17 protein-coding genes are annotated in these 19,542 nt (G+C 71.0%); 7 read left to right on the top strand and 10 right to left on the bottom strand.

Annotated elements, in window-relative coordinates:
• Window positions 1-190 precede the first annotated feature (190 nt).
• Entirely contained in the window at window positions 191-1,609 is a 1,419-nt protein-coding gene (locus OG299_RS04880) for a cellulase family glycosylhydrolase (protein ID WP_327360614.1), read from the bottom strand.
• A 287-nt stretch (window positions 1,610-1,896) separates the two neighbouring features.
• On the opposite strand from OG299_RS04880, the gene OG299_RS04875 reads away from it, so the two are divergent.
• Window positions 1,897-2,238 carry a PRC-barrel domain containing protein gene (locus tag OG299_RS04875; protein WP_327360613.1) on the top strand — a complete coding sequence of 114 codons (342 nt, stop codon included), beginning with the start codon at window positions 1,897-1,899 and terminating at the stop codon, window positions 2,236-2,238.
• Window positions 2,239-2,277: 39 nt separating this feature from the next.
• Here OG299_RS04875 and OG299_RS04870 read toward each other — a convergent pair whose 3' ends face one another.
• From OG299_RS04870 to OG299_RS04860, 3 genes are all read right to left on the bottom strand, one after another.
• The gene (locus tag OG299_RS04870) at window positions 2,278-2,466 is read right to left on the bottom strand and encodes a hypothetical protein (RefSeq protein ID WP_327360612.1); all 189 of its coding nucleotides are present in this window, start codon (window positions 2,464-2,466) and stop codon (window positions 2,278-2,280) included.
• 299 nt (window positions 2,467-2,765) lie between these two features.
• Window positions 2,766-3,665, bottom strand: coding sequence for a hypothetical protein (locus OG299_RS04865; RefSeq protein ID WP_327360611.1), 900 nt, complete (start codon window positions 3,663-3,665; stop codon window positions 2,766-2,768).
• Window positions 3,662-4,675: an SPFH domain-containing protein gene (locus tag OG299_RS04860; protein WP_327360610.1), complete on the bottom strand. Its 1,014-nt coding sequence runs from the start codon at window positions 4,673-4,675 to the stop codon at window positions 3,662-3,664. The genes OG299_RS04865 and OG299_RS04860 overlap by 4 nt, the downstream gene beginning before the upstream one ends.
• Here OG299_RS04860 and OG299_RS04855 point away from each other — a divergent pair.
• The 3 genes from OG299_RS04855 (at window position 4,674) to OG299_RS04845 (ending at window position 6,961) form a co-directional block, all read left to right on the top strand.
• Complete coding sequence (locus tag OG299_RS04855; RefSeq protein ID WP_327360609.1) at window positions 4,674-4,868, top strand: hypothetical protein; 195 nt, start codon at window positions 4,674-4,676, stop codon at window positions 4,866-4,868. The two genes, OG299_RS04860 and OG299_RS04855, sit on opposite strands and share 2 nt — an antisense overlap.
• 106 nt (window positions 4,869-4,974) lie before the next feature.
• Window positions 4,975-6,204 (top strand): hypothetical protein, encoded by a 1,230-nt coding sequence (locus OG299_RS04850; protein ID WP_327360608.1) that lies wholly within the window; start codon window positions 4,975-4,977, stop codon window positions 6,202-6,204.
• A complete protein-coding gene (locus OG299_RS04845) occupies window positions 6,188-6,961 on the top strand; it encodes an alpha-ketoglutarate-dependent dioxygenase AlkB (RefSeq protein ID WP_327360607.1) in 774 nt (257 codons plus the stop codon). Before OG299_RS04850 ends, OG299_RS04845 begins: the two co-directional genes overlap by 17 nt.
• A 128-nt stretch (window positions 6,962-7,089) precedes the next feature.
• On the opposite strand, the gene OG299_RS04840 is transcribed toward OG299_RS04845, so the two are convergent.
• Both OG299_RS04840 and OG299_RS04835 read right to left on the bottom strand, forming a co-directional pair.
• Window positions 7,090-9,570, bottom strand: coding sequence for a SpoIIE family protein phosphatase (locus OG299_RS04840; protein WP_327360606.1), 2,481 nt, complete (start codon window positions 9,568-9,570; stop codon window positions 7,090-7,092).
• Between the two features lie 164 nt (window positions 9,571-9,734).
• Window positions 9,735-10,778: a hypothetical protein gene (locus OG299_RS04835; RefSeq protein WP_327360605.1), complete on the bottom strand. Its 1,044-nt coding sequence runs from the start codon at window positions 10,776-10,778 to the stop codon at window positions 9,735-9,737.
• A gap of 115 nt (window positions 10,779-10,893) precedes the next feature.
• Here OG299_RS04835 and OG299_RS04830 point away from each other — a divergent pair, with 115 nt between their 5' ends.
• Window positions 10,894-12,114 carry a serine hydrolase domain-containing protein gene (locus OG299_RS04830; protein WP_327360604.1) on the top strand — a complete coding sequence of 407 codons (1,221 nt, stop codon included), beginning with the start codon at window positions 10,894-10,896 and terminating at the stop codon, window positions 12,112-12,114.
• 216 nt (window positions 12,115-12,330) lie between these two features.
• Window positions 12,331-13,395 (top strand): hypothetical protein, encoded by a 1,065-nt coding sequence (locus tag OG299_RS04825; RefSeq protein ID WP_327360603.1) that lies wholly within the window; start codon window positions 12,331-12,333, stop codon window positions 13,393-13,395.
• 70 nt (window positions 13,396-13,465) lie between these two features.
• On the opposite strand, the gene OG299_RS04820 is transcribed toward OG299_RS04825, so the two are convergent.
• The 4 genes from OG299_RS04820 to OG299_RS04805 form a co-directional block, all read right to left on the bottom strand.
• Window positions 13,466-14,653 (bottom strand): cytochrome P450 family protein, encoded by a 1,188-nt coding sequence (locus OG299_RS04820; RefSeq protein WP_327360602.1) that lies wholly within the window; start codon window positions 14,651-14,653, stop codon window positions 13,466-13,468.
• Window positions 14,650-15,840 (bottom strand): MAB_1171c family putative transporter, encoded by a 1,191-nt coding sequence (locus OG299_RS04815; RefSeq protein ID WP_327360601.1) that lies wholly within the window; start codon window positions 15,838-15,840, stop codon window positions 14,650-14,652. Before OG299_RS04815 ends, OG299_RS04820 begins: the two co-directional genes overlap by 4 nt.
• A complete protein-coding gene (locus OG299_RS04810) occupies window positions 15,837-16,364 on the bottom strand; it encodes a M48 family metalloprotease (RefSeq protein ID WP_266637471.1) in 528 nt (175 codons plus the stop codon). Before OG299_RS04810 ends, OG299_RS04815 begins: the two co-directional genes overlap by 4 nt.
• Window positions 16,365-16,574: 210 nt before the next feature.
• Window positions 16,575-17,030, bottom strand: a complete 456-nt coding sequence (locus OG299_RS04805) for a helix-turn-helix domain-containing protein (RefSeq protein ID WP_266637469.1) — start codon at window positions 17,028-17,030, stop codon at window positions 16,575-16,577.
• 1,059 nt (window positions 17,031-18,089) lie between these two features.
• Between OG299_RS04805 and OG299_RS04800 the strand changes: the two genes are divergently transcribed.
• A complete protein-coding gene (locus OG299_RS04800) occupies window positions 18,090-19,541 on the top strand; it encodes an ATP-binding protein (protein WP_266637467.1) in 1,452 nt (483 codons plus the stop codon).
• The last annotated feature ends 1 nt before the right edge of the window (window position 19,542 follow it).

Raw genomic sequence — 19,542 nt, 5'->3', positions numbered from 1 at the left:
TGCGCACTCGGCCGGGTCGGCGCGCCTTCCCTCATGGCGAGTACCGAGTCGATCACCCCGATCCGGAAGGAGTGCTCGGCGACGGATTCGGCGCCTTGCTGCCGGCGTAGTTGAGTTCGCGGCCTCGGTGGCGTGCACCGCTTCAACCGCCCCGAATGATCCGCACCCACCCCCCGACGCCTCGGCCGGGCTACCTCGGGCTGATCGTGACCTCGTAACGGGCTCCGGCCCCGGCGCGGGTGCGTACGGAGACGGTCTGGCCGTGGCTGTCCCAACTGGCCCTGTCGCCCCGGACGTCGACGCGGTAGCCGCTCGGGTACGCCTCCTTGGGCACGATGATCTGGGTGGCCCCCACGGCGTCGTCGCGGGTGCGGAAGGTGAGCGTGTAGGTGCGGGTGACCGGGGCGTACGCGAAGCCGAGCGGGTCGCCCGCGACCGCCCGCGCGTACGGCTGGACGAGCAGCCGGGCGCCCGGCTTCACGGCGCCCGTCTGGTCGAGGAAGCAGTAGCCCCCGCCGCGGCACCACTGCCACCACGTCCAGCCGCTGGAGAAGCGGTCCAGTGAGGCCGTCATGTCGGTGACGAACTGGCTCCCGTGCGGGACGTAGGGGTTGCCGCCCCACTCACCAACGATCACCGGCATGCGGTTCCGGGTCGGGTAGTCGCTGATGGCAGCCTCGTAGGCGGGGATGAAGGTGCCGTTGGGGTCGTAGTCTGCGCCGGTTTCCATCGCGGTCTCGTAGAAGTGCGGCGCGTACCCGGCGTGCGGGTCGTCGATGCGGCCCATCCGGGTCGGGACGCCGAGACCGACGATGACGGTGGGCTCGACGAACACCCACGACGTGCGGTCGACCAGGCGGATCGCCCGGGCAAGTCGGTTCCACAGCTCCGTGAGCTCGGTGGCCTCGAAGCGGGCCGCGGCGGCGGGGAGGTCCTCGCCCTCGAGGAACTTGGCGAACGGCTCGTTCATCAGGTCGTAGCCGAGCAGCGCCGGGTGCCTGCCGAGGGCGGAGGCGACCGTCATCCACATGCGGGCGTGGGCCGCGCGGAGGTCCGAGTCCTTGTACAGGTGGTCGAAGGCGGTCTGCACGGACGGCTCGAAGTACTGGGAGAACCAGTCGTCGGGGATCGGCGTGAACGGCAGTCCCTCGTCGCGGGTGGCCCAGTCGGGGACGCCGCGGGAGCCGAAGTGAGGACCGTAGACGTCCTGGTGGGCGTCGAGGATGACCTTGATGTCGTAGCGCTCCGCCCAGTCGAGGATGCGGCGCATCTTCGAGAGGTAGCCGCGGTCGTAGTGGCCCGAGGTGGGTTCGAGGTCGTCCCAGAAGAAGGCGAGGCGCGCGAGGTTGAAGCCCCGGGCGGACATGTCTGCGAGGTCGCTCTCGTGGATGTCGGCGAACGCGTCGGCGCCGCGGCTGCTCTTGTCCGCGAGGTTGAAGCCGCGCCACTGGAGCGCACGGCCTTGGCCGTCGGTGATGAAGGTACGGTCGCCGACCGTGACCCGGTCGGGGACGCGGCCGGGCCGGGCCTGGGCCTGCGCGGGGAGCACGCCGAACAGCAGGGCGGCCACGGCGAGGGCTACGGGTGCGACGCGGGAGGTCAGGCGCATGCGGGGGACCCCTTCGAGGGCGACTGCTCGTACGGCGTGCTACCGGGCGGTCGGATGTTACTGACGGGAAGCCCAAGTTCCCAGGATTCAGCGAAAGTTGGCGGAACTTTCCACCCCGCCCCACCCCGTCCCTCCCCGGCCCGTGCCCGCGGACCTCCTGCCGACACCGCTAGGGGTGCCGAGCACGGCATCGCCGCAAACGCGGAGCGGATGTATGGAGTCCGGCCCACGGGGCAGGCGGGACGGAGCACGACACGAAGACGCTGACACCATGAAGGAGCTGCGGCATGACGGACGACATGTGGGCCTACCGTTCCGGCATCATCCATCCGACGGGCGAGGACCTGACGGGGTACCGCGTCGAAGCCGTCGACGGCCACATCGGCAAGGTCGACAGGCACTCCAGCGAGGTCTCCGACGCCTACATCGTGGTGGACACCGGGGTGTGGATCTTCGGCAAGGAGGTCCTGCTTCCGGCGGGGACGATCCTGCGCGTGGACAGGGAGAACAAGACGGTCCACCTGGAGCGTACGAAGGACCAGATCAAGGCCGCTCCGGAGTTCCACCGCGACAACCACCTGCGCGACCCGGACTACCGCCAGGAGATCAGCAAGTACTACGCAGGGTGAGCCCGGGGGACACCGCGCGCGGTGACCGACACCGTCACGTCACCCGTCGGCCGGGCCGTGCTCGCCTCGCAGGGATGCGAGGGCTTCGGCGCGGACGTACGGGCTCGGGTGGTGGGCGTGGCGCAGTCCCACGGCCTCGCGTTCGGGGTGCGCCAACTGAGCCAAGGCCGACAGCACCTCGGCCAGGATGCGCGGGTCCGTCTCCTCGCCGTCCGTGGCCCAGACCACGAGGGCGTCTGCCGTCTCCTTCCCGAAAGGGATCCCCTGCCGGGACCAGACGGCGCGGTAGGCCTCCTGCCAGTAGGAAGGGAACAGGGAGAGGACGAACCGGCGTCGGACCGGGTTCGGATCGTGCCGGTGCGGGGCGAGATCCAGCCCGAACGAGGCTCCGACGGGCGCCGGCCCTGACGGGCCACCGCCACGCCCGGCCCGCGCACGGACGACCGGTCGCGGCGTCGGGTTCGACCTCGGCCCCGAGGCGGCCAGCCCTGAACGACGCCGCGGCCGGACTCACCCCCGGCGGGTGGTCACGTGACCAGGCGCAGGGAGATCTCCGCGATGCCCAGCCGTACGCTCTGTCCCCAGGTCAGCTCAAGGGCATCGGCTTCCATCCCGTCCCCGAAGACCACGATCCTGTCCGACTCGACGGTCAGCCGCAGCCCCTGCCCCCGCCCCAGTTCACCTGCGACCCTCGTCGTTCCGGTCACGGGCGAGGGCCACGCTTCGCGTACGAACCACAGCAGTCGCGCCTCGGAGCGTGCGGGCAGCTCGGTGGTGCTGCCGCGTTCCAGCCACACCGAGCGCAGCCAGCCGGTGGCGCCCGTGCCGGTGCCCACCAGCACCCCGGAGGATGCCTGGGCCTCGCCGGGGCCGTCCTCCGTGTCCGGGCCCAGGCGGTAGCGGGCCGTCTGGTGGCCGGGTGGGCCCAGGTAGATCTCGTTCAGCGCGAGGAGGCGCTGGGTGTCGTCGGCGACGGCCTCGACCATCGTCAACTCTTCCGTCCGGCTCCCGGCGGCGGTCGCGGCACGCAGCAGGGCGGCCGTGTCGGCGCAGCGGTGACGGACCAGAACGCCCGGGTTGCGCCCCGGGTCGGTGTCGATGCCCACGACCGGCTGCCCGCTCAGGTATTTCGCGGTGTTGGCGACCAGGCCGTCCTGGCCGACGACGACCACCACGTCCTCAGGGGCGAACAGGAAGCGGTCCAGGTCCGCCCGTTCCACCCGCGAGCTGCGCCAGGTGAGCGGCACCGCCGCCGCCACCTCGCGCAGCGCCTGTTGCGCGAGGTCGTGGCGGCGGACCACCTCGGCGATCGAGCGGCCCCGGCTGGAGAGGAAGAACGCGGCCTGCCCGTGCGTCCCGTGCCGGGCCAGCAGCTCCTCGTACTCGGTCCTGCGGTGCACGAGTACCGCCCGCGGGGCCAGGCTCACGCGCCCGTCCCGCCGTCCGGACGTCCGAGCCGGGTGAGGAGGCCGGTCAGGACGTCCGGGGAGATCGTGATGCTCTCGATGCGCGGCAGGTTCTCGGCCAGCCGGGTCGCCGCCATGGCGTGCAGCGTGCCCGCGTCGGCTTCGCCGTGCACGTGCAGCCAGGCGGCCTGGGCCTCGGCGCGCGCCGCGCCGGTCTCGCGCGCCGCTTCGGCTTCCGCGCGGGCCAGGCGGACCTTGCGCGCCGCCTCGGCCTCGGTCCGTACGGCATCGGCCGCGGCCTGCTCCTCGGCCTCACGGCGGGAGTTGATACCGCGCTGGTCGACCAACTGCTCCTCGCGCCGGGCCAGTTCGATCTGACTGGCCAGCTCGTTCTCCGCGATGGCGCGCTCGCGCTCGACGGCGACGGCCCGGCGTTCGTAGGTGGCCCGGTCCGCCTCCTGCTGGATCTGCTCGCGGGCCGGGGTGCGCAGGGCGCGCTCCACCTCGGCCTCGGGGCGGATCGCCACGACGCGTACGGCCACCACGTCGATGCCGGTGTCGGGGAGTCTGGGCTCGGCGGCAAGACCGTCGGCGACCCGCTGCCGTACGGAGGTGACGCCGTCCACCAGGGCGGCGGCCAGCGGGGTCCGGGCCAGTACGTCCAGCGCGTGCTGCTGTGCCGTCTCGGTGAGGAGGGTGGCGATCTGCTCCAGGGGCGCGCCGCGCCAGCTCCCGGTGTCCGGGTCGACGGAGAAGTCGAGCCGGTCCGCCGCCTCGGCCGGTCCGCTGATCCGGTAGGTGACGGTGGCCTGCACGGTGACGTCCTGGAAGTCCGCCGTACGGGCGTGGAACGCCATGGCGAGCTCCCGGTCGTCGACCGGCACTTCGGACAGCGCCGCCGACAGTGACCGGTACCAGAAGCTGAGCCCCCGGCCGTCGTGGACGAGCCGGCCGCGCTTGTGGTGGCGGATGTGAGCGGTGGGCGCGGAGCGCAGATGACGCCATCCAAAGCGCCGGGTGATGTCGGCCATGGCGAACCCCCTTCATTTCGTCAGGGCGACGATAACGGGCGACCGCCAATATCGTCAAGATGACGAGAAAAGATGGCCGACCGGACCGACCACCCGCCCGCGTACCGCCGCGGCGGATGCGGCGGCCCACCTTGCCGACGCCGGGCATCTGGAGGTCTGGGAGGCGGCCCGACGCGAGATCGGCGCCCGCTGACCGCGTTGGCAGCGGCCTGGCCGGGGCTCGCGCTGCCCTCCCGGACGCACTCCAGGGCTGCGATGATGTGATCATGGCGACGACTTCGGTGGACAGGTACCGTCCGATGCACACAACAGGGCTGACAGAAGCCTCCGTCGACGATGCGAACAACGTCCTGGTCGCGCCTCCGGCGGCGCAACACCACGACCTGATCAGGGACTTCTTCGGATCGACGATCACGCCGCAGGACCTTGCCTCCGGTTCGCCGGACCTCACCGGGAAGAACGTCTACCTGTGCGGCGACCTTTCCGCGGTCGACGACCGCTGGCTGAACAGCGCTTCCGGGGTGTTCGTCGTCCGGGAGCTGTCGTACGGCCACCGCGATGAGATCGACGGAACCCGGGCCGTCGTCGGCGCCGGGCGGGTCCCCCGCCGCGTGCACGGGGTCGGCGTGTACTACCCGCGCTTCTTCGCGCCCGACGCCGATCACTTCGGACGGGTCCGTGCGGAGCACGAGTTCCAGTCCCTGACGGAGTCCACCAAGCCCGGAACGGCCCACCGCAGCGGCATCTATCTGACGCCCGTCACCCGGGACGGCGACGAGCTGCATTTCCGCTTGCTCCGGTGCTCCACGAACCTCTCCGGGCCGACCGAGAACTTCCGCGCGACGGACACGCACATCGTCGAGGCCCTGAACCGCGAGGCGGCCGCCGTGTTCCGGAACCAGGCGCCGCTGAACCACGTCCTCGCGCAGATGTACCACAACACCCCGGCCACCGCCGAGCGCAAGCAATCCAAGGCCAGGATCTCGGCCCATGCCGACAAGACCAAGGACATGCCCGTCAACGGGATCATGGCTTTCTGCACCTTCTACGACGGGCTCGACCGGCTGCGGCCCCTGGCCGACGACGCCTTTGACTACGGGCTGAAGGGCGCCAGCGGGCTGACCAGGCTCCGGTTCCGCCTCAAGGAGCCGGCCGCTGGACGTGACGGGGTCGCGCTCCCCGAGGAGTTCAGCCTGACCCTCCACCCCGGCTCGGTGTTCTTCATGCCGCTGTCCACCAACCGCCTGTACACGCACGAGGTCCGGCCCTCGGCCCTGGACGCCGCCTCGCTCCCGACCCGCCTGGGCTACGTGGTGCGCTGTTCGAGCACCGAAGCCGTCCACAAGAACGGCCGAACGTACCTCAAAGCGCCCGGGGACCTGGTGGAGCTGGGCCCGCCCACCCAGGCCGGGATGGAGGAGCTGCGCAGGCTGTACGCCGAGGAGAACAGAACCACGTCCTCCATGGACTACGGCGACCGGTTCCTCTTCAGCATGAACACGGGTGACTACGATGCGCCGCGGGTCTGACCTCTCCGACGAGGTCCGCTCTTACGCCCTGCCGGCCGACGCGGACCCCTTCGCGGAGCTGTCCGCCTCGGCCCGTCTGGAGGACGTGGGAAAGGGCCGGCGGGGCGCCACGCTGGCCAGGGTCGACGGGACCGGCGCCGTGCCCCTCGTACGCACCACCACGCGGTACGGCAGCCCGACGCAGGCCTTCCGGGCGGTTCACGAACGGCTGGCGCGGCAGGTGCAGGAGCGTGCGGCGCTTCCGGTCGGCTTCAACAACGCGCTCATCGAGAGCTACACGAACGCCTACCGCACCATGGGCAGCCATTCCGACCAGGCCCTCGATCTGGCCGAAGGGTCGTACATCGCCGTCTTCTCCTGCTACCGGCGTCCCGAGGCGGGCCCGCCGCGGAAGTTGGTCTTCGAGTCGAAGGAGTCGAGTGGCGAGAGCTTCGAGGTTCCCCTTGCCCACAACGGAGTCGTCGTGTTCTCCGTCGTGGTGAACAGGCGCCTCCGGCACAAGATCGTCCTGGACGCGCCCGCCGCCCAGGGGGCGGCGAACGAGTGGCTCGGGGTGACCTTCCGCACCTCGAAGACCCTCGTACGGTTCCGCGACGGCCAGGCGTACCTCCCACAGGGTGCGCGCCTCACGTCGGCCGACGAGGAACAGCGGCAGGAGTTCTACCGCCTGCGACGCCGCGAGAACAACGAAACGGACTTCGGCTACCCCCCGTTGACGTACACCGTCAGCGAGAGCGATCTGATGCCGCCCGTCTGACGGCCGTGTCATCCGGCGCGGGCCAGGCTCACGGCCGCGGCCAGGGCGGGGATGTGCGGGGCACGGCCCAGTCTCCGGTGCTGGTTCGGTGCTGGGGCGGGGGCGATCCGTGTCGCCACAACGTGTCGTCATCCATTGAGCGCAAAGATCGCCGCAGCCGCGGAGTGCCCCTCGGTGGTTGTGGCCAGGGGGAACTCCGTCCAGACGGTCTTGCCGTCCCGGGTGTAGCGGGTGCCCCACCGTTCGGTGAGCTGGGCCACGAGGAAGAGACCGCGCCCGCCCTCATCGGTGGTGCGCGCCCGCCGCAGGTGCGGAGCGGTGCTGCTGCTGTCGGAGACCTCGCAGATCAGGCTGCGGTCGCGGATGAGCCGCAGGACCAGCGGCGTACCGCCGCCGTACCGGTAGGCGTTGGTGACCAGTTCACTGACGACCAGTTCGGCGGTGAAGGCCATCTCTTCCAGGCCCCACCTGGTCAGTGTGGCCTCCGTCAGTTCCCGTGCCCGGGCGGCGGTGGTCGGCTCTGCGGGCAGTTCCCAGGAGGCGACCTGCTCCGGTGCCAACACGCGGGTGCGGGCGAGGAGCAGTGCGACGTCATCGCGTGGGTGATCTGGCAGCAGGGCGTTCTGCACCGCCGTGCAGGTCTCCTCCAGCGAGCGGCTGGGCCAGGACAAGGCCTCTCGCAGCCGCTCAAGTCCCTCTTCGAGGTCGTGGCTACGGGCCTCCACCAGGCCGTTCGTGTACAGGGCCAGCAGGCTTCCCTCGGCGAGCTCCAGCTCGGCGGACTCGAATGGGAGTCCGCCAAGGCCCAGCGGCGGCCCCTGGGGAAGGTCGGGCAGGCTCACCGTGCCGTCGGAGGTCACCACGGCGGGGGGCAGGTGGCCCGCTCGGGCCAGGGTGCAGCGCCGGGAGGTGGGGTCGTAGACCGCGTAGAGGCAGGTCGCGCCGACGATCTGCTGGCCCTGCGAGCGTCCGTCGGCAGGCTCCTGCTCATCCGCCAGGCGGTTGACCAGGTCATCCAGGTGGGAGAGGACCTCGTCCGGGGCGTAGTCGAGGTTGGCCAGGGTGTGCACGGCCGTGCGCAGGCGGCCCATGGTGGCCGCCGCGTGCAGACCATGGCCGACCACATCGCCGACGACGAGGGCGACGCGGGCTCCGGAGAGGGGGATGACATCGAACCAGTCGCCGCCGACGCCGGTGGCGGGATCGGCCGGCAGATAGCGGTGCGCGACCTCGACCGCGCTGTGCTCGGGCAACTCCCGCGGCAGCAGGCTGCGCTGCAAGGTCAGCGCAGCCTGGTGCTGCTGGGTGTAGCGGCGGGCGTTGTCGATGCACAGGGCGGCGCGCGAGGCGAATTCTTCCGCGAGCGTGAGGTCGTCCTCCTCGAACGGTTCGGGCCGCTCCGCCCGCCACAGGCTGAGCAGGCCGAGGAGCAGACCGCGGGCCGTCAGCGGTACGACGATCAGTGAGTGAGCGCCCAGGCCGAGGGCGCGCTGGGTGCGCTCTGGATCCTGGAAGTACCAGCCGAGGCTGCTCCGGAGCACCGGTTCGAGGATGGGCTGCTGTTCGGCGAGGCACCTGGCCTGCGGGGTACGAGGGTCGAAGTGGAAGACCTCTCCGGCGGAGTACATCACCTGCAGCGCCTCTGCCGCGACCGAATGGACGGCCATCCTGCGGACCGGTCCGCTCGCCCCCTCGGCGGTCTCCTCGCCGCGGGCCACCGGCTCCAGCAGATCCACCGAGACGGTGTCGGCGAGGTCGGGGACGGCGACGTCGGCCAGCTCCCTGGTGGTCTGGCCGAGGTCCAGTGTGGTCCCGATGCGGGCGCTCGTCCGGTTGAGCAGGGCAAGCCGTCGCCGGGCCCGGTAGCGGTCGGTGACGTCCTCGACCAATTGGGTGACTCCGAGGATCCCGCCGCCGGGGTCCTCGATCCGGAACGCCGACACCGACACCACCCGCTCGCGGCCGGGGTCGCTCCTGGTACGACAGGACTGATCGGTGAAGATCAGGGGTTCGCCCGTCTCCAGCACCCGTCTCAGCCGAGTCTCGATGGGCTCCACGTCCGGACCGTAAAGGAATTCGCCGATGCGTCGGCCCCGCATCTCCGCCGCGGGAAGTTGCGCGAAGCGGGCCAGCGCCCGGTTGACCCGCAGGAGGGACAGGTCGGGGGCGTGGACGGACAGGCCGATCGGAGAGCGCCGGAACAGACCGTCCAAGACCGACCGATCCGTCTCCCACCGGAGCACCTCCTGCGCCGGGGCGGCGACGAGGAACCACTCACGGGCCGAGCCGGCGCGGATGACAGCGCGGGCGCGGAAGCCCAGCTCCACCCGTCGCCCGCTGCGGTGCAGGAGGGGCAGGACACCGGACCAGCCCCGGTCGCGCTCGCACGCGGCCACTGCGTCCAAGACCGCCTCACGGTCGCCGGCGTCGAACAGGAACTCGATCGCCGCCCGGCCGAGCACCTCTTCGGGCCGGTAGCCGAGGTGCTCCTGTGCGCGCTCGCTCCAGCCGACGACCCTGCCGTGGTCGTCCAGTACCGCCGAGGCGGAGTGGTGCAGCGCGAACGGGTCCTCGGGCCCCTCGCCCAACCCCGGCGCTGGTGCGTCCATCGCTACCACCCTTCGACCTGCCGAGCGGAACGTTCAGCGGGTATTCCCGCAGCGACTACCCAGGGTGATCAGACACCAGGGGCTGAGTCGTCTGCCTAGGTTCAGTATCGCCGCGCCGCTGCACGTCGGCAGAGGGTCGTCCGCTGCGGCTGCCGTCCGTCCGGCTACTGCATCAGTTCGATGTGGGGATGCTCCGGCGCCGCCGGGCAGACGTAGAGCTGCTGTTTGTAGCCGCTGCCGATCTGGACACCGGTCGGTCGCCACATGTCGCGGTGGCGGTCGCCGGTGGAGGACGCGGCGGCCTGGTCTTCGTACGGGATCCAGCTGCGGCTGCTGCCGTCCCATTCGAATGTGTCGATGGTCAGCAGCGGCTCCATCGCGGTGTCGCAGGCGGGGCACTGCCGCGGGGCGGGGTCGGTGTAGCCCCACTGGGGCCAGCCGCCGGCCTTCCAGCCGGGGGCGACGGACAGATCGCTGCGGTAGTAGGACTCCGGGAAGGGAGCGTAGGAGCTGTCCACAGCGGCGTCGACCGCCTCCCACCTGCCCCAGTCGCCCAGCTGCTCTCGCAGCTCCTTGCTCAGCTCCAGGGGGTTGGGGTGCTCGGTGACCTGCTCCGGCGCGAGCACGCACGGCTTGGGCACGTATTCCTCGAACTCCACGTCGAACGATTCCGGGGGTGAGGTGAGGATGTCGGTGACGGCGGCCGCGGACCGCCAGAACACAGCAGTGCGCGGCATGTACATATCCGGGTGGTCGAAGGGGCACCACAGCACCTGGAGCAGATCGGCCTGTCCGGGCGGGCGCAGCACGGGTACGTCACGCACGTACAACTGGGCGACGGGCAGCAGGGGGATCGGGCCATCGGGTCGCTCTTGGTCCCAGTCGATCTGCGCCAAGACCGCTTCCTCCTCCGGCGTGCGCGAGGAAACGCCGGGAGTGCCGTCCGGGTGCGCCGCCGCTCTCGCCCGCACGCGCTGATCCACCCGCACCGCGGCCAGCAAGCAGCCGCCCCCCTCGTGCGGGGCGTCGCAGTGCGGCCACGGCTCGTCGGCGGGCCACAGCAGCGGCCCGCCGATCGAACTGTCATGCGGCGTCGGCGCCCCCGGGCGGGGGTGCAACCGGGTCGCCGGGCGTGCCAGCGGGGCCAGTTGGGGGAACACCGCGGTGACGTCGACCGCCCGCGATGGGGTGGTACGGATGAAGGTCATGACGCGATGCTGCCAGCAGCCTCTGACACCGGAATCAACCCCCTGCGTCCTGTCGGGCGTCTCTTCGAGAGCAGGGGCACACCGGTGCTCCAGTGGCGCTCCGGAGGTTGCACCCATGAAGCAGTGGTCGTTACGCACAGCCGTACTCGCGCTGCCCCTGGCCGCTGTTGTCGGCGCGGCCGTGCTCACACCGACCGCGAATGCCGCGACCGCCGCACAAGGGGGACACGGGCACGACGCCACGCGCGCCGCCCTGCGCGCCGTCGTCGAGTCGGGCGGATTGCCCGGAGCGGCCGCGCACATCCAGGACGGCAGGGCCAGGTGGTTCGCCGCTGCCGGCTACGCCGACACGGCGACGAGCCGTGAGCGTTCGGCCGGTGAGCACTTCCGGGGGGCCAGTATCACCAAGACGTTCATCGCGACCGTTCTCCTCCAACTGGAGGCCGAGGGGCGACTGCGCATGGACGACACGGTAGAGCGGTGGCTGCCCGGCCTGATACGGGGCAACGGCTACGACGGCTCCACGATCACCCTGCGCCAACTGCTGAACCACACCAGCGGCATCGCCAACTACACCGACGACCCCGCGTTCGTGCACGACGCCGCCGGCCCCGGATTCCCGGAACATCGATACGACTCCCACACGCCCGAGGAACTCGTTGCGATCGCGCTCAGGTATCCGCCGCGGCCCGACCCGCAAAGGGCGCCGTTCTACTCGAACACCAACTTCGTGATCGCCGGCATGGTCGTCGAGAGGGTGACCGGCCGTTCGTACGCCGACGAGGCCACGCGCCGTGTCATCCGCCCGCTGAAGCTGCGGGGAACGTCGTTCCCCGGTACCGCTCCGCAGATGCCGAACCCGCACCCCGTCGGGTACTCGCGACTCCACCGGAGCGAGCCCGACGCCGAGATCCACGATGCCACGGAACAGAACATGACCTGGCTGGGCGCCGCCGGCGAGGTCATCTCCACCGCCGGCGACCTGAACCGCTTCCACCGCGCCCTCATGGACGGTGAACTTCTCCGCCCCGCTCAGATGCGGCAGATGCTCGACGAGGTGCCGGCGGAGGAGGGGTTCGGTTACGGACTCGGGGTCGAGTTCGCGACCCTGTCCTGCGGCGTGAAGGTGGTGGGCAAGAGCGGACGTACGAACGGCTCGTTGTCCGGAATGTTCGGAACGCCGGACGGGGACCATCAGCTGACGTTCAACGTCAACGGCGATTGGCTTCGGGACGGTTCGCTCTACCTCAACGTGATCGAAGCAGAGTTCTGCGGCAAGATCCGGCCGCCGATCCCCGGGGACAAGCTCGCCGACGCCGTCCTCCACCAGGGGTAGAGGCCGCCTGCCCGGGGAGCCGCAGAGCTGACCGAGACCTTTCGGTGCACTCGGCGAATTCCGGTACGAGATCGGGACGTTGTCGGCACGTCACCGGGCTGGACCTCGTGGCCGAAGAGTGGCTGAGTATGAGCAGCCTCGTCGTCATGGGCCGTGTCCGTGGCAGCGAGACCTGTTCCGACCGCACATCATGTGGCCAAAGGGGGACTTCGCGCCATGAGCGACGGTAGAGGTGAGCCGGACGTGCCTCGTCCGGAGAACAGCGCACACACGGAGGGCATGGATCCGCACGCGACGGACCATGCGGGTGGCGAGCACGCGTCGAGCGCGTCCCCGGGGACCACCCCGGGGGCCGACGGGGGATACACCGACCCGACCCCGGGCCAGGACGGCATCATCGTCCAGGGGGGACGCGAGGCTCCAGACTCCCACGGCTCGGCGCAATCGATCGGCCCCAAGCAGGACGATCCTCGGGCGATCGGTCCGAAGCAGGACGATCCCCGGGCGATCGGTCCGAAGCAGGATGATCCCCGGGCGATCGGTCCGAAGCAGGATGATCCCCGGGCGGTCGGCGACGGCATCATCGTCCAGGGCGGACGTACGGGGCATCCGGAGAAGAAGTCGCATCAGAAGCGTGCCAAGAAGAAGATGAAGACGATGGCGCTGATCATCGGTGGCGTCATGGTGGTGGCTCTGGGCGGGGTGATCATCGGCCGGCAGCTGGGCCATGAACCCGCAACTGCCCTGCCGCAGGCGACGGCCACGCCGACCAGTGCCCCGTCGGCCGATGCGCCCGGCGCCCCTGCCCCTTCGGTCTCCTCCGACAGCAGCAGCCCGGCGCCCGTCCCCAGCGGGAGCGCCCCTGCCGCGGAGGTGGACCCGCCGACGCCCGCCGCCTCCAGCCCGCCCGCCCGCAGCGGTAGCAGCGCCTCGCCGGTCCGGACGACGCAGCCGGCGCAACCGAGGCAGTCGAGCACGCCTGCTCCGGCCGCCCCGCCGGTGCTGACGCTGAGTCCGACCAGCGTCCAGGAGTACTGCGCGAACGGCGGGTGGCCGAACACCCTGGTGGTCCGTAACAGTGGAGGTGGCAACCTGAACTGGTCGGTCGGTCAGCTGCCCGCCGGGGTCACCATCAGTCAGGGCGGTGGGTCCCTCGCCGCCCATGCCTCGCAGGTGATCACACTGGGCGGTCGGGCCGAGCAGCCGCCCGCGAACGGCCGGTTCACGATCGGCATCTCCAGTAACGGGGGCAGCGGCCAGGTGACCGTCAACTGCGCCTGACGAGCCGGTGCCCCCGCCCGGAGAGCGGGCACCGATCCACGGCGGGGGTCGTGGGCCGGTGGGTCTTGGGTCAGAGGGTCAGAGGGAGGGTGGACAGGCCGCGGGTGAGGCGGGTTCGGCGCCAGGTCAGGGATTCTGCGGGGACGGCCAGGCGGGTGTCCGGGAAGCGGGTCACCAGGGTGCGCAGCGCGATTTCCGCCTCGGCGCGGGCCAGGGGGGCGCCCGGGCAGCGGTGGATGCCGTGCCCGAAGGAGAGGTGGCCGCCGGCGTCGCGGTCGAGGTCGAGGCGGTCCGGGCCCGGGAACGCCGCCGGGTCGCGGTTCGCGGCCCCGGGGGCGATGAGCACCGGGAAGCCCGCCGGGATGTCAACCCCGCCGACGCGCAGGTCCTCCGTGCTGTGACGGAAGGTGGCCACGCTCACCGGGGAGTCGAAGCGGAGCAGTTCGTCCAGGGCACCGGGGATCAGGTCCGGGTCCCGGCGCAGGCGGTCGAACGCCTCCGGGTGCCGGAGCAGGGCCAGGACGGCGTTGCCGATGAAGTGGGTGGTGGTCTCGTGCCCGGCGACCAGGAGGAGGGCGGCGAGGGAGACGGTCTCGTCCCGGTCGAGGCCGCCCTCGTCGCAGTCGCGCAGGAGGGAGTGGAGCGGGCCGTCGCCGGGGGTGGCGCGGGCCGTGTCGACGAGGTGGGTCAGGTAGTCGCCGATCCGGTGCGACGCGGCGTCGACGCGGTCGGTGTCGGTCGCGTCGAAGAGGTCGTGGGACCAGCCCGCGAGCGTGGCGCGGTCGGATTCCGGCACGCCCAGCAGCTCGCAGACGACGGTGACCGGCAGGGGCACCGCCAGTTCGGCCACCAGGTCGACCTCCGCGCCCGGTCGCCACGCGGCCGTGAGGTCGTCGACGACGCGGGTGATGAAGGGCCGCAGTTCCCGGACGCGTCCGGTGGTGAACAGGGGCGTCGCCACCCGCCGTTGGCGGGTGTGCTCGGGAGGATCGCTCGCGAGCATGTTGCGGGAGATCGCCGGGTGCAGGTCGCGGTTCGAGGGCTTGTCGGCGAAGAAGCGGGCCGTGTCCTTGGACAGGCGCGGGTCGGTGAACGCCTCGCGGGCCTCGGGGTGGCCGGTGATCAGGTACGCGTGGTGTCCGCCGGACCCGGTGGGGATCCGTTGGACGGGACAGCCCTCGCGCAGCCGGTCGTAGGTGGGGTACGGGTCGGCGAAGAAGCGCGGGTCGCGCAGCGGGTCCTGCCGCGGGGCGCTCACGAGGCCGCTCCCGCGTTCTCGGGGGCGGGCCGTCGCGCGTAGGCCTCCGCCACGAGCAGCAGCCACGCGGTTTCCGCCGGGAGGTCGCCCTTGCGGGAGCGGGTGCCGGCGGCGGGCGGGGCCTCGTCGCCGTCGAGGGGGAGTCCGGCGTGTTTCGCGGCGACGGCCGCGGCGATGACCGCCGCCTCCACCTCGGCGTCGCCCTCGGGGGTGTCGGCCGTGCCCCGGCGGGCGACCTCGGCTGCGGCGGCGTCCCGTACCGATGCCTGACGGTACCGGCGCAGGGCCAGCACGCAGTCGTTGATCTCGATGACCCGGCGGTGGAGGTGGAAGTCGAGGTCGTGGGTGTCGGCCTCGGTGTTGCCCGGGTCGAGCACGACCTCGGGGACCCCCGAGGTGACCTCCCGCCACAGGGGTTCCAGCGCGGTGAACGAGTTCCGTTCCCAGCGACGGCGGCGCAGTTGGCTGAGCGGCCACAGCAGGGCGGGGAGGGTGAGTCCGACGGTGATGAGGAGGACGGCGACGGCGGGCGCGGTCACGCTGAACGTGCAGCGGAAGGGGGTCAGCGGGCTCGAGCACCGGGCGTGGTCGGGCACGAGCCCCAGGCCGAGCCCGATGGAGACCAGGGCGAAGAGCTTGTACGCGGCGTAGACGAGGGCGAAGCCACAGCCGACCGAGGTCGTGCGCAGGCCCCAGCGCTGACTGCGGCGGGTCGAGCGCTTGGACTGGGCCCAGGTCTGCAGCAGGAAGTCCTTGGCCGTGTACCCCAGGTAGGAGATGTAGATGAGCACGTAGCACGCGTACAACACCGGGTTTCGTCCGGTGAGCTGCTCGGCGACGAAGAAGGCGGTCATGCCGGCGACGGAGAGCGCGAGGGCGATGACGCGCAGTCGGATCTGCCGGTGGGCCCCTTCGCGGTCCAGGTTGAGCTGGAAGAGGAAGGCGAGGACCGAGGTGGCCGCCGTCAGGGTGAAGGTATTGCTGAGGAGTCCGGCGACGTGGGGGACCACCGATTCGACCGCGCGTTCCACGGCGGGGGTGTAGGAGGCGAAGGCGAGGGCGAACGAGGTCAGCAGCGCCGCCACCGCCCAGGTGCCCGTGGGACGGTGTCCGCCGCGTCCTCGCACCCAGTAGGCGGCGAAGCACAACAGCACGACGGCCGTGCCCGTGAACAGGATGTTGATCATTTCCGGTGGCGTTTCTTCCTGTGTGGCTCGGCGAACAGTGCGTCCCAGCTCTCGGCGCCGCTGGCGGGCCGGCTCGACGGGCTTTCGCGTCCCCGGTACATGAGTTGTCGGATCACGCTGGCCATCACCTCGGCCTCGCGTTCGTCCTCACTGGTATAGCTGGTCCGGCCGGACATGCGCTGCACGAGGGTGGGGTTGAACCCGATCGCGCGCAGGGTGTCCTGGTCCAGTTCCAGGCTGCCGGGGTGGTCGCAGATGATGTGGCTGATCTCGTGGGCGAGGATGTGGTTCTGGTGGAGGGGGGAGGTGGCCTCCTCGTAGAACAACAGGTCGGCGTCCGGGGTCTCCAGGCGGATGCCGCACGGAGCGTCCATGGCGCCCAGGGTGCTCAGGGGGCGCAGGATGATGGGGCGTCCGCGTTGTTCGGCCACGGCGTCGCGGAGGTCGCGGGTGCTGAAGCGGTGCGGGAGTCGAAGCGCCTCGATGCGCGCCTCACACGTGGCGCGAAGCTGCTCAAGGTCCATGTCCTCACCCTGGTGACGCCGGTCGGGGCGCACCCCTCCCTGGAAGCCCGGTACGCGCGCCCAATGTTGACATGTTCGCGACTCCGCTTCGAGGGCGGGGTGCCGCCGCGTCGGGCCGTGCGGATCGGGATGCCGGGCTTGTGCCGGGAAGCGCCTGATGCCCCCTGTCGTTGAACGACCACCAGGGGGTCTGCCGTGTCGGGGCGCGGTTCAGTCGTCCAGGTCGAGGTCCTGCGCGGGGTCGTCGGTGGTGAGCCCTTCGAGTTTCCGGGCCTGTTCGATCACGGTGGACAGCATCTTCAGGCTGTCGACGCTCAGGCCGTTGGCGCGCAGGGCCACCTTGCGGACGTCCTGGTCGCGCATGGCGGCGAGGAGGCCGATCTCCGCCTTGGTGCGTTCGGCCGCCGCGCTGTCGACGAAGTAGCCCGCCGGTACGCCGAAGAAGTCGGCCAGGGCCTTGATGGTGTGTCGCGTCGGGTTCCGCTTGGCGCCGGTGCGCAGTTGCTGGATGGCACTCGCCGTCACCCCGCGCCCCTCTCCGGTCGCGGCCTTGCGGATTCCCTCGGCGACCTCCGCGTAGGTGTAGGGCCCCCGGGAAGGCGGGTGCACCTCGCGGAAGAGGTGGTCCAGGAGTTGGGCGAAGGTGGGCGACTGGTCATCCTCCACGTACACGACCTCCTTGGTGTGATGCCGAGTCTTTGCCCACCACAGTGTTTCTCGAAGCCCCTAGGGCCGGCCCCGGCAACACTTTGGTTGACGCCGGGCGGTCACTCTGGTGTACGTTACCAATGCTTCGTCGCCACTGGAGTGTCGAGGACGCAAGTGGTGGCGGTTCCGGCCGGGTCGAGGTCGAGCTTCACGGGGGTGAGCTCGGCCGCCGGCCCGGAGCGCCGTGGCCGCGCCGGACGGGTCCGCCCCGGCCTGGCGCGCGACCCGGCGTTCCCCGTCTCGATCGGCATCCCGCTCACCCTCGTGTGGGTCCAACGGGCGTGCGGTTCCCCCGCCCGTGAGACGAAAAGTCGGCAGGATCCCGCCGCCGCGCAGGCGTCGACGGGGAACAGCCGTCAATGGGGGTTCGCGGTCGTCACTTGAACGGGGGAACCCTGGGGGCCGGTCGTTGACCGTCGCCGCCCGGCTCCCGTCCGGCGCCGCGACGAGCGCCTGACCCGTCGCACCGTCCGGGCGGCGCGTCCGGTCCCTCGCGATCCGGCCGATGACGAGGACATGTCCGGACCGGCCCCCGCGCCGACGGATCCCGGGCGTGGCGCCCCACGGGAGATGGTGGCGGACGTCGAGGGCGGGGAGCCGCGGCCGCCAGGCTGTCAGATGTGGTCGATTCCCTGCGTTTGCAGTGTGCGCCATGACAGCGATCGATCAATTGCGGGTCCAGGTCGGTCAACGCGGAGCTTCCCGTTCCAGCAAGGTCACATGGTGTACCCGAACTGACTATTCTCCCCTGCGTGTTGCGCTGCACTCACAGCGAGTAACCGAATGCTGTGTCGCGCGTGGATGTGGATGGAGACCCGGCCGCAGGGAGACGTGACCACCGATGCGATCTCGAACCGACCCGTCGGGGGCACCCATGGCATCACCCGCGCTCGGCCGGGCGACGTCCCGACCGCTCCCGCCGCCGCACCGCACCACCCCCAGTCCATTCATTCCAGAGTGTTTAGGGACCCCTCGATGGTTCGTACCGGTTCAACCCCCGGAGGCTTGCCACGTGCAATGGCTCCGGCATGGCTCATCCCTCCCGGCCTTCTGGCCGGGGCCTGCGGCATAGCGCTGGTCTCCGTCCCCGCGCAGATACGTACGCCGGTTGCCTGGTGCGGTCTCGTCGCGGTCGTCCTGACGGCCATCACCTCGGCGGAGACGGCACGCCGGGCGCGCGCGGCGGAGCAGACCCGGTACGCGCGGGTGACTGCCGAGGTACAGCAGTACTACGCGCAACGCGAAGCAGCACTGTTCGGGCGCCTGTCCGATCAGCGGGCCACCATGGTGTGGCTCGCCGAAGAGCTGCTCCCCGCGGCCGTCGCCCGTATGCAGAAGGGCGACCCTGCTGCGGAGATCCTGCAGGCCGTCACGTTCGGGGAGCATCTCGACAGCGACTTCGCCGAAGCCCTCCGGGCGGCTCTGCGGACGCTCCTGGAAGCGGTGGAGGCCGAGGAGCGGACGCGGGACTCCTCGCAGCGGGCCCTGGTGGCGATCGCGCGCCGGGTCCAGGCGATCGTGCACCAGCTCGCCAAGGACCTCCGTGACATGCAGATCCTGCACGGTACGGATCTCGTCGTCTCCCACGGCCTGCAGGCCATCGACCATCGCAACGCCCTGATCGGGCGCCTTGCGGCCAGCGTCGCCGTCCTCGGCGACGCCCGGCCCGGCCGTCAGTGGTCGAAAGCGATCCCGCTCTATGACGTCGTACGGGGCGCCATGTCGCGCATCGTGGACTATCCCCGGGTGAAGCTGCAGTCGGTGACGGAGGTCGCCGTCGTCGGTCCGGGAGCCGAGCCCTTGATCCACCTGCTCGCCGAACTGCTCGACAACGCCACGACGTTCTCGCCGCCGCACACCCCGGTCGAGGTGAGCGCGAGCGAGGTGCCGTCCGGCATCGCCATCGAGATCGAGGACCGCGGGGTCGGGCTCACCGAGGAGGTCCGGCAGCGCATCGACCGCGTGATGGCACAGGCGTCCTCCAGCCTGGACCTGGCCGACCTGGGCGAGGCGACGCAGCTCGGCCTGCCCGTCGTCAGCAGGCTGGCCCGTGAGAACGGCCTCGAGGTCGATCTTCGCCCCTCCGCCTACGGAGGAGTACGGGCCGTGGTGCTCGTCCCGCGGCGCCTGATCACCACGGTCGAGCAACAGCCCCAGAAAGTCCAACCGTTCGCGCCGAAGCGCATGGGCGCTCCGGTCGTGCCGAAGCCGACGATGACGCGCGAGCCCGTCGAGGTCAGGCAGAGCGCGAACGGGCTGCCGCAGCGGCGACGGGAATCGCCCGTCCCGACACCGGTCGTCCGCACCAGCCCCCCTCCTCCCACTGCCCCGACCGCCTCCCCCGGATCGGCCGGCGCGGCCCGGCAGCCGGGCCTGATGTGGGAGGCGTTCAACGGCGAGAAGAGATCGGGCACCGGCCCTTCCAGCCAGCCCCGCCAGCCCAGCGAGCCATCAGATGAGGATGAATAAC

It is taken from the genome of Streptomyces sp. NBC_01296 (assembly GCF_035984415.1).
In the GTDB taxonomy this organism is placed as follows: Bacteria; Actinomycetota; Actinomycetes; order Streptomycetales; family Streptomycetaceae; genus Streptomyces.
The sequence above is the reverse complement of the archived record's forward strand: the minus strand, read 5'-3'. Positions and strand labels throughout refer to the sequence as shown.

Coding starts and splice junctions, on each gene's coding strand:
- OG299_RS04880 (WP_327360614.1), bottom strand. CDS start 1,609: ATGCGCCTGACCTCCCGCGTCGCACCCGTAGCCCTCGCCGTGGCCGCC.
- OG299_RS04875 (WP_327360613.1), top strand. CDS start 1,897: ATGACGGACGACATGTGGGCCTACCGTTCCGGCATCATCCATCCGACG.
- OG299_RS04855 (WP_327360609.1), top strand. CDS start 4,674: ATGGCGAACCCCCTTCATTTCGTCAGGGCGACGATAACGGGCGACCGC.
- OG299_RS04860 (WP_327360610.1), bottom strand. CDS start 4,675: ATGGCCGACATCACCCGGCGCTTTGGATGGCGTCATCTGCGCTCCGCG.
- OG299_RS04850 (WP_327360608.1), top strand. CDS start 4,975: ATGCACACAACAGGGCTGACAGAAGCCTCCGTCGACGATGCGAACAAC.
- OG299_RS04845 (WP_327360607.1), top strand. CDS start 6,188: ATGCGCCGCGGGTCTGACCTCTCCGACGAGGTCCGCTCTTACGCCCTG.
- OG299_RS04840 (WP_327360606.1), bottom strand. CDS start 9,570: ATGGACGCACCAGCGCCGGGGTTGGGCGAGGGGCCCGAGGACCCGTTC.
- OG299_RS04835 (WP_327360605.1), bottom strand. CDS start 10,778: ATGACCTTCATCCGTACCACCCCATCGCGGGCGGTCGACGTCACCGCG.
- OG299_RS04830 (WP_327360604.1), top strand. CDS start 10,894: ATGAAGCAGTGGTCGTTACGCACAGCCGTACTCGCGCTGCCCCTGGCC.
- OG299_RS04825 (WP_327360603.1), top strand. CDS start 12,331: ATGAGCGACGGTAGAGGTGAGCCGGACGTGCCTCGTCCGGAGAACAGC.
- OG299_RS04815 (WP_327360601.1), bottom strand. CDS start 15,840: ATGATCAACATCCTGTTCACGGGCACGGCCGTCGTGCTGTTGTGCTTC.
- OG299_RS04810 (WP_266637471.1), bottom strand. CDS start 16,364: ATGGACCTTGAGCAGCTTCGCGCCACGTGTGAGGCGCGCATCGAGGCG.
- OG299_RS04800 (WP_266637467.1), top strand. CDS start 18,090: ATGGCTCCGGCATGGCTCATCCCTCCCGGCCTTCTGGCCGGGGCCTGC.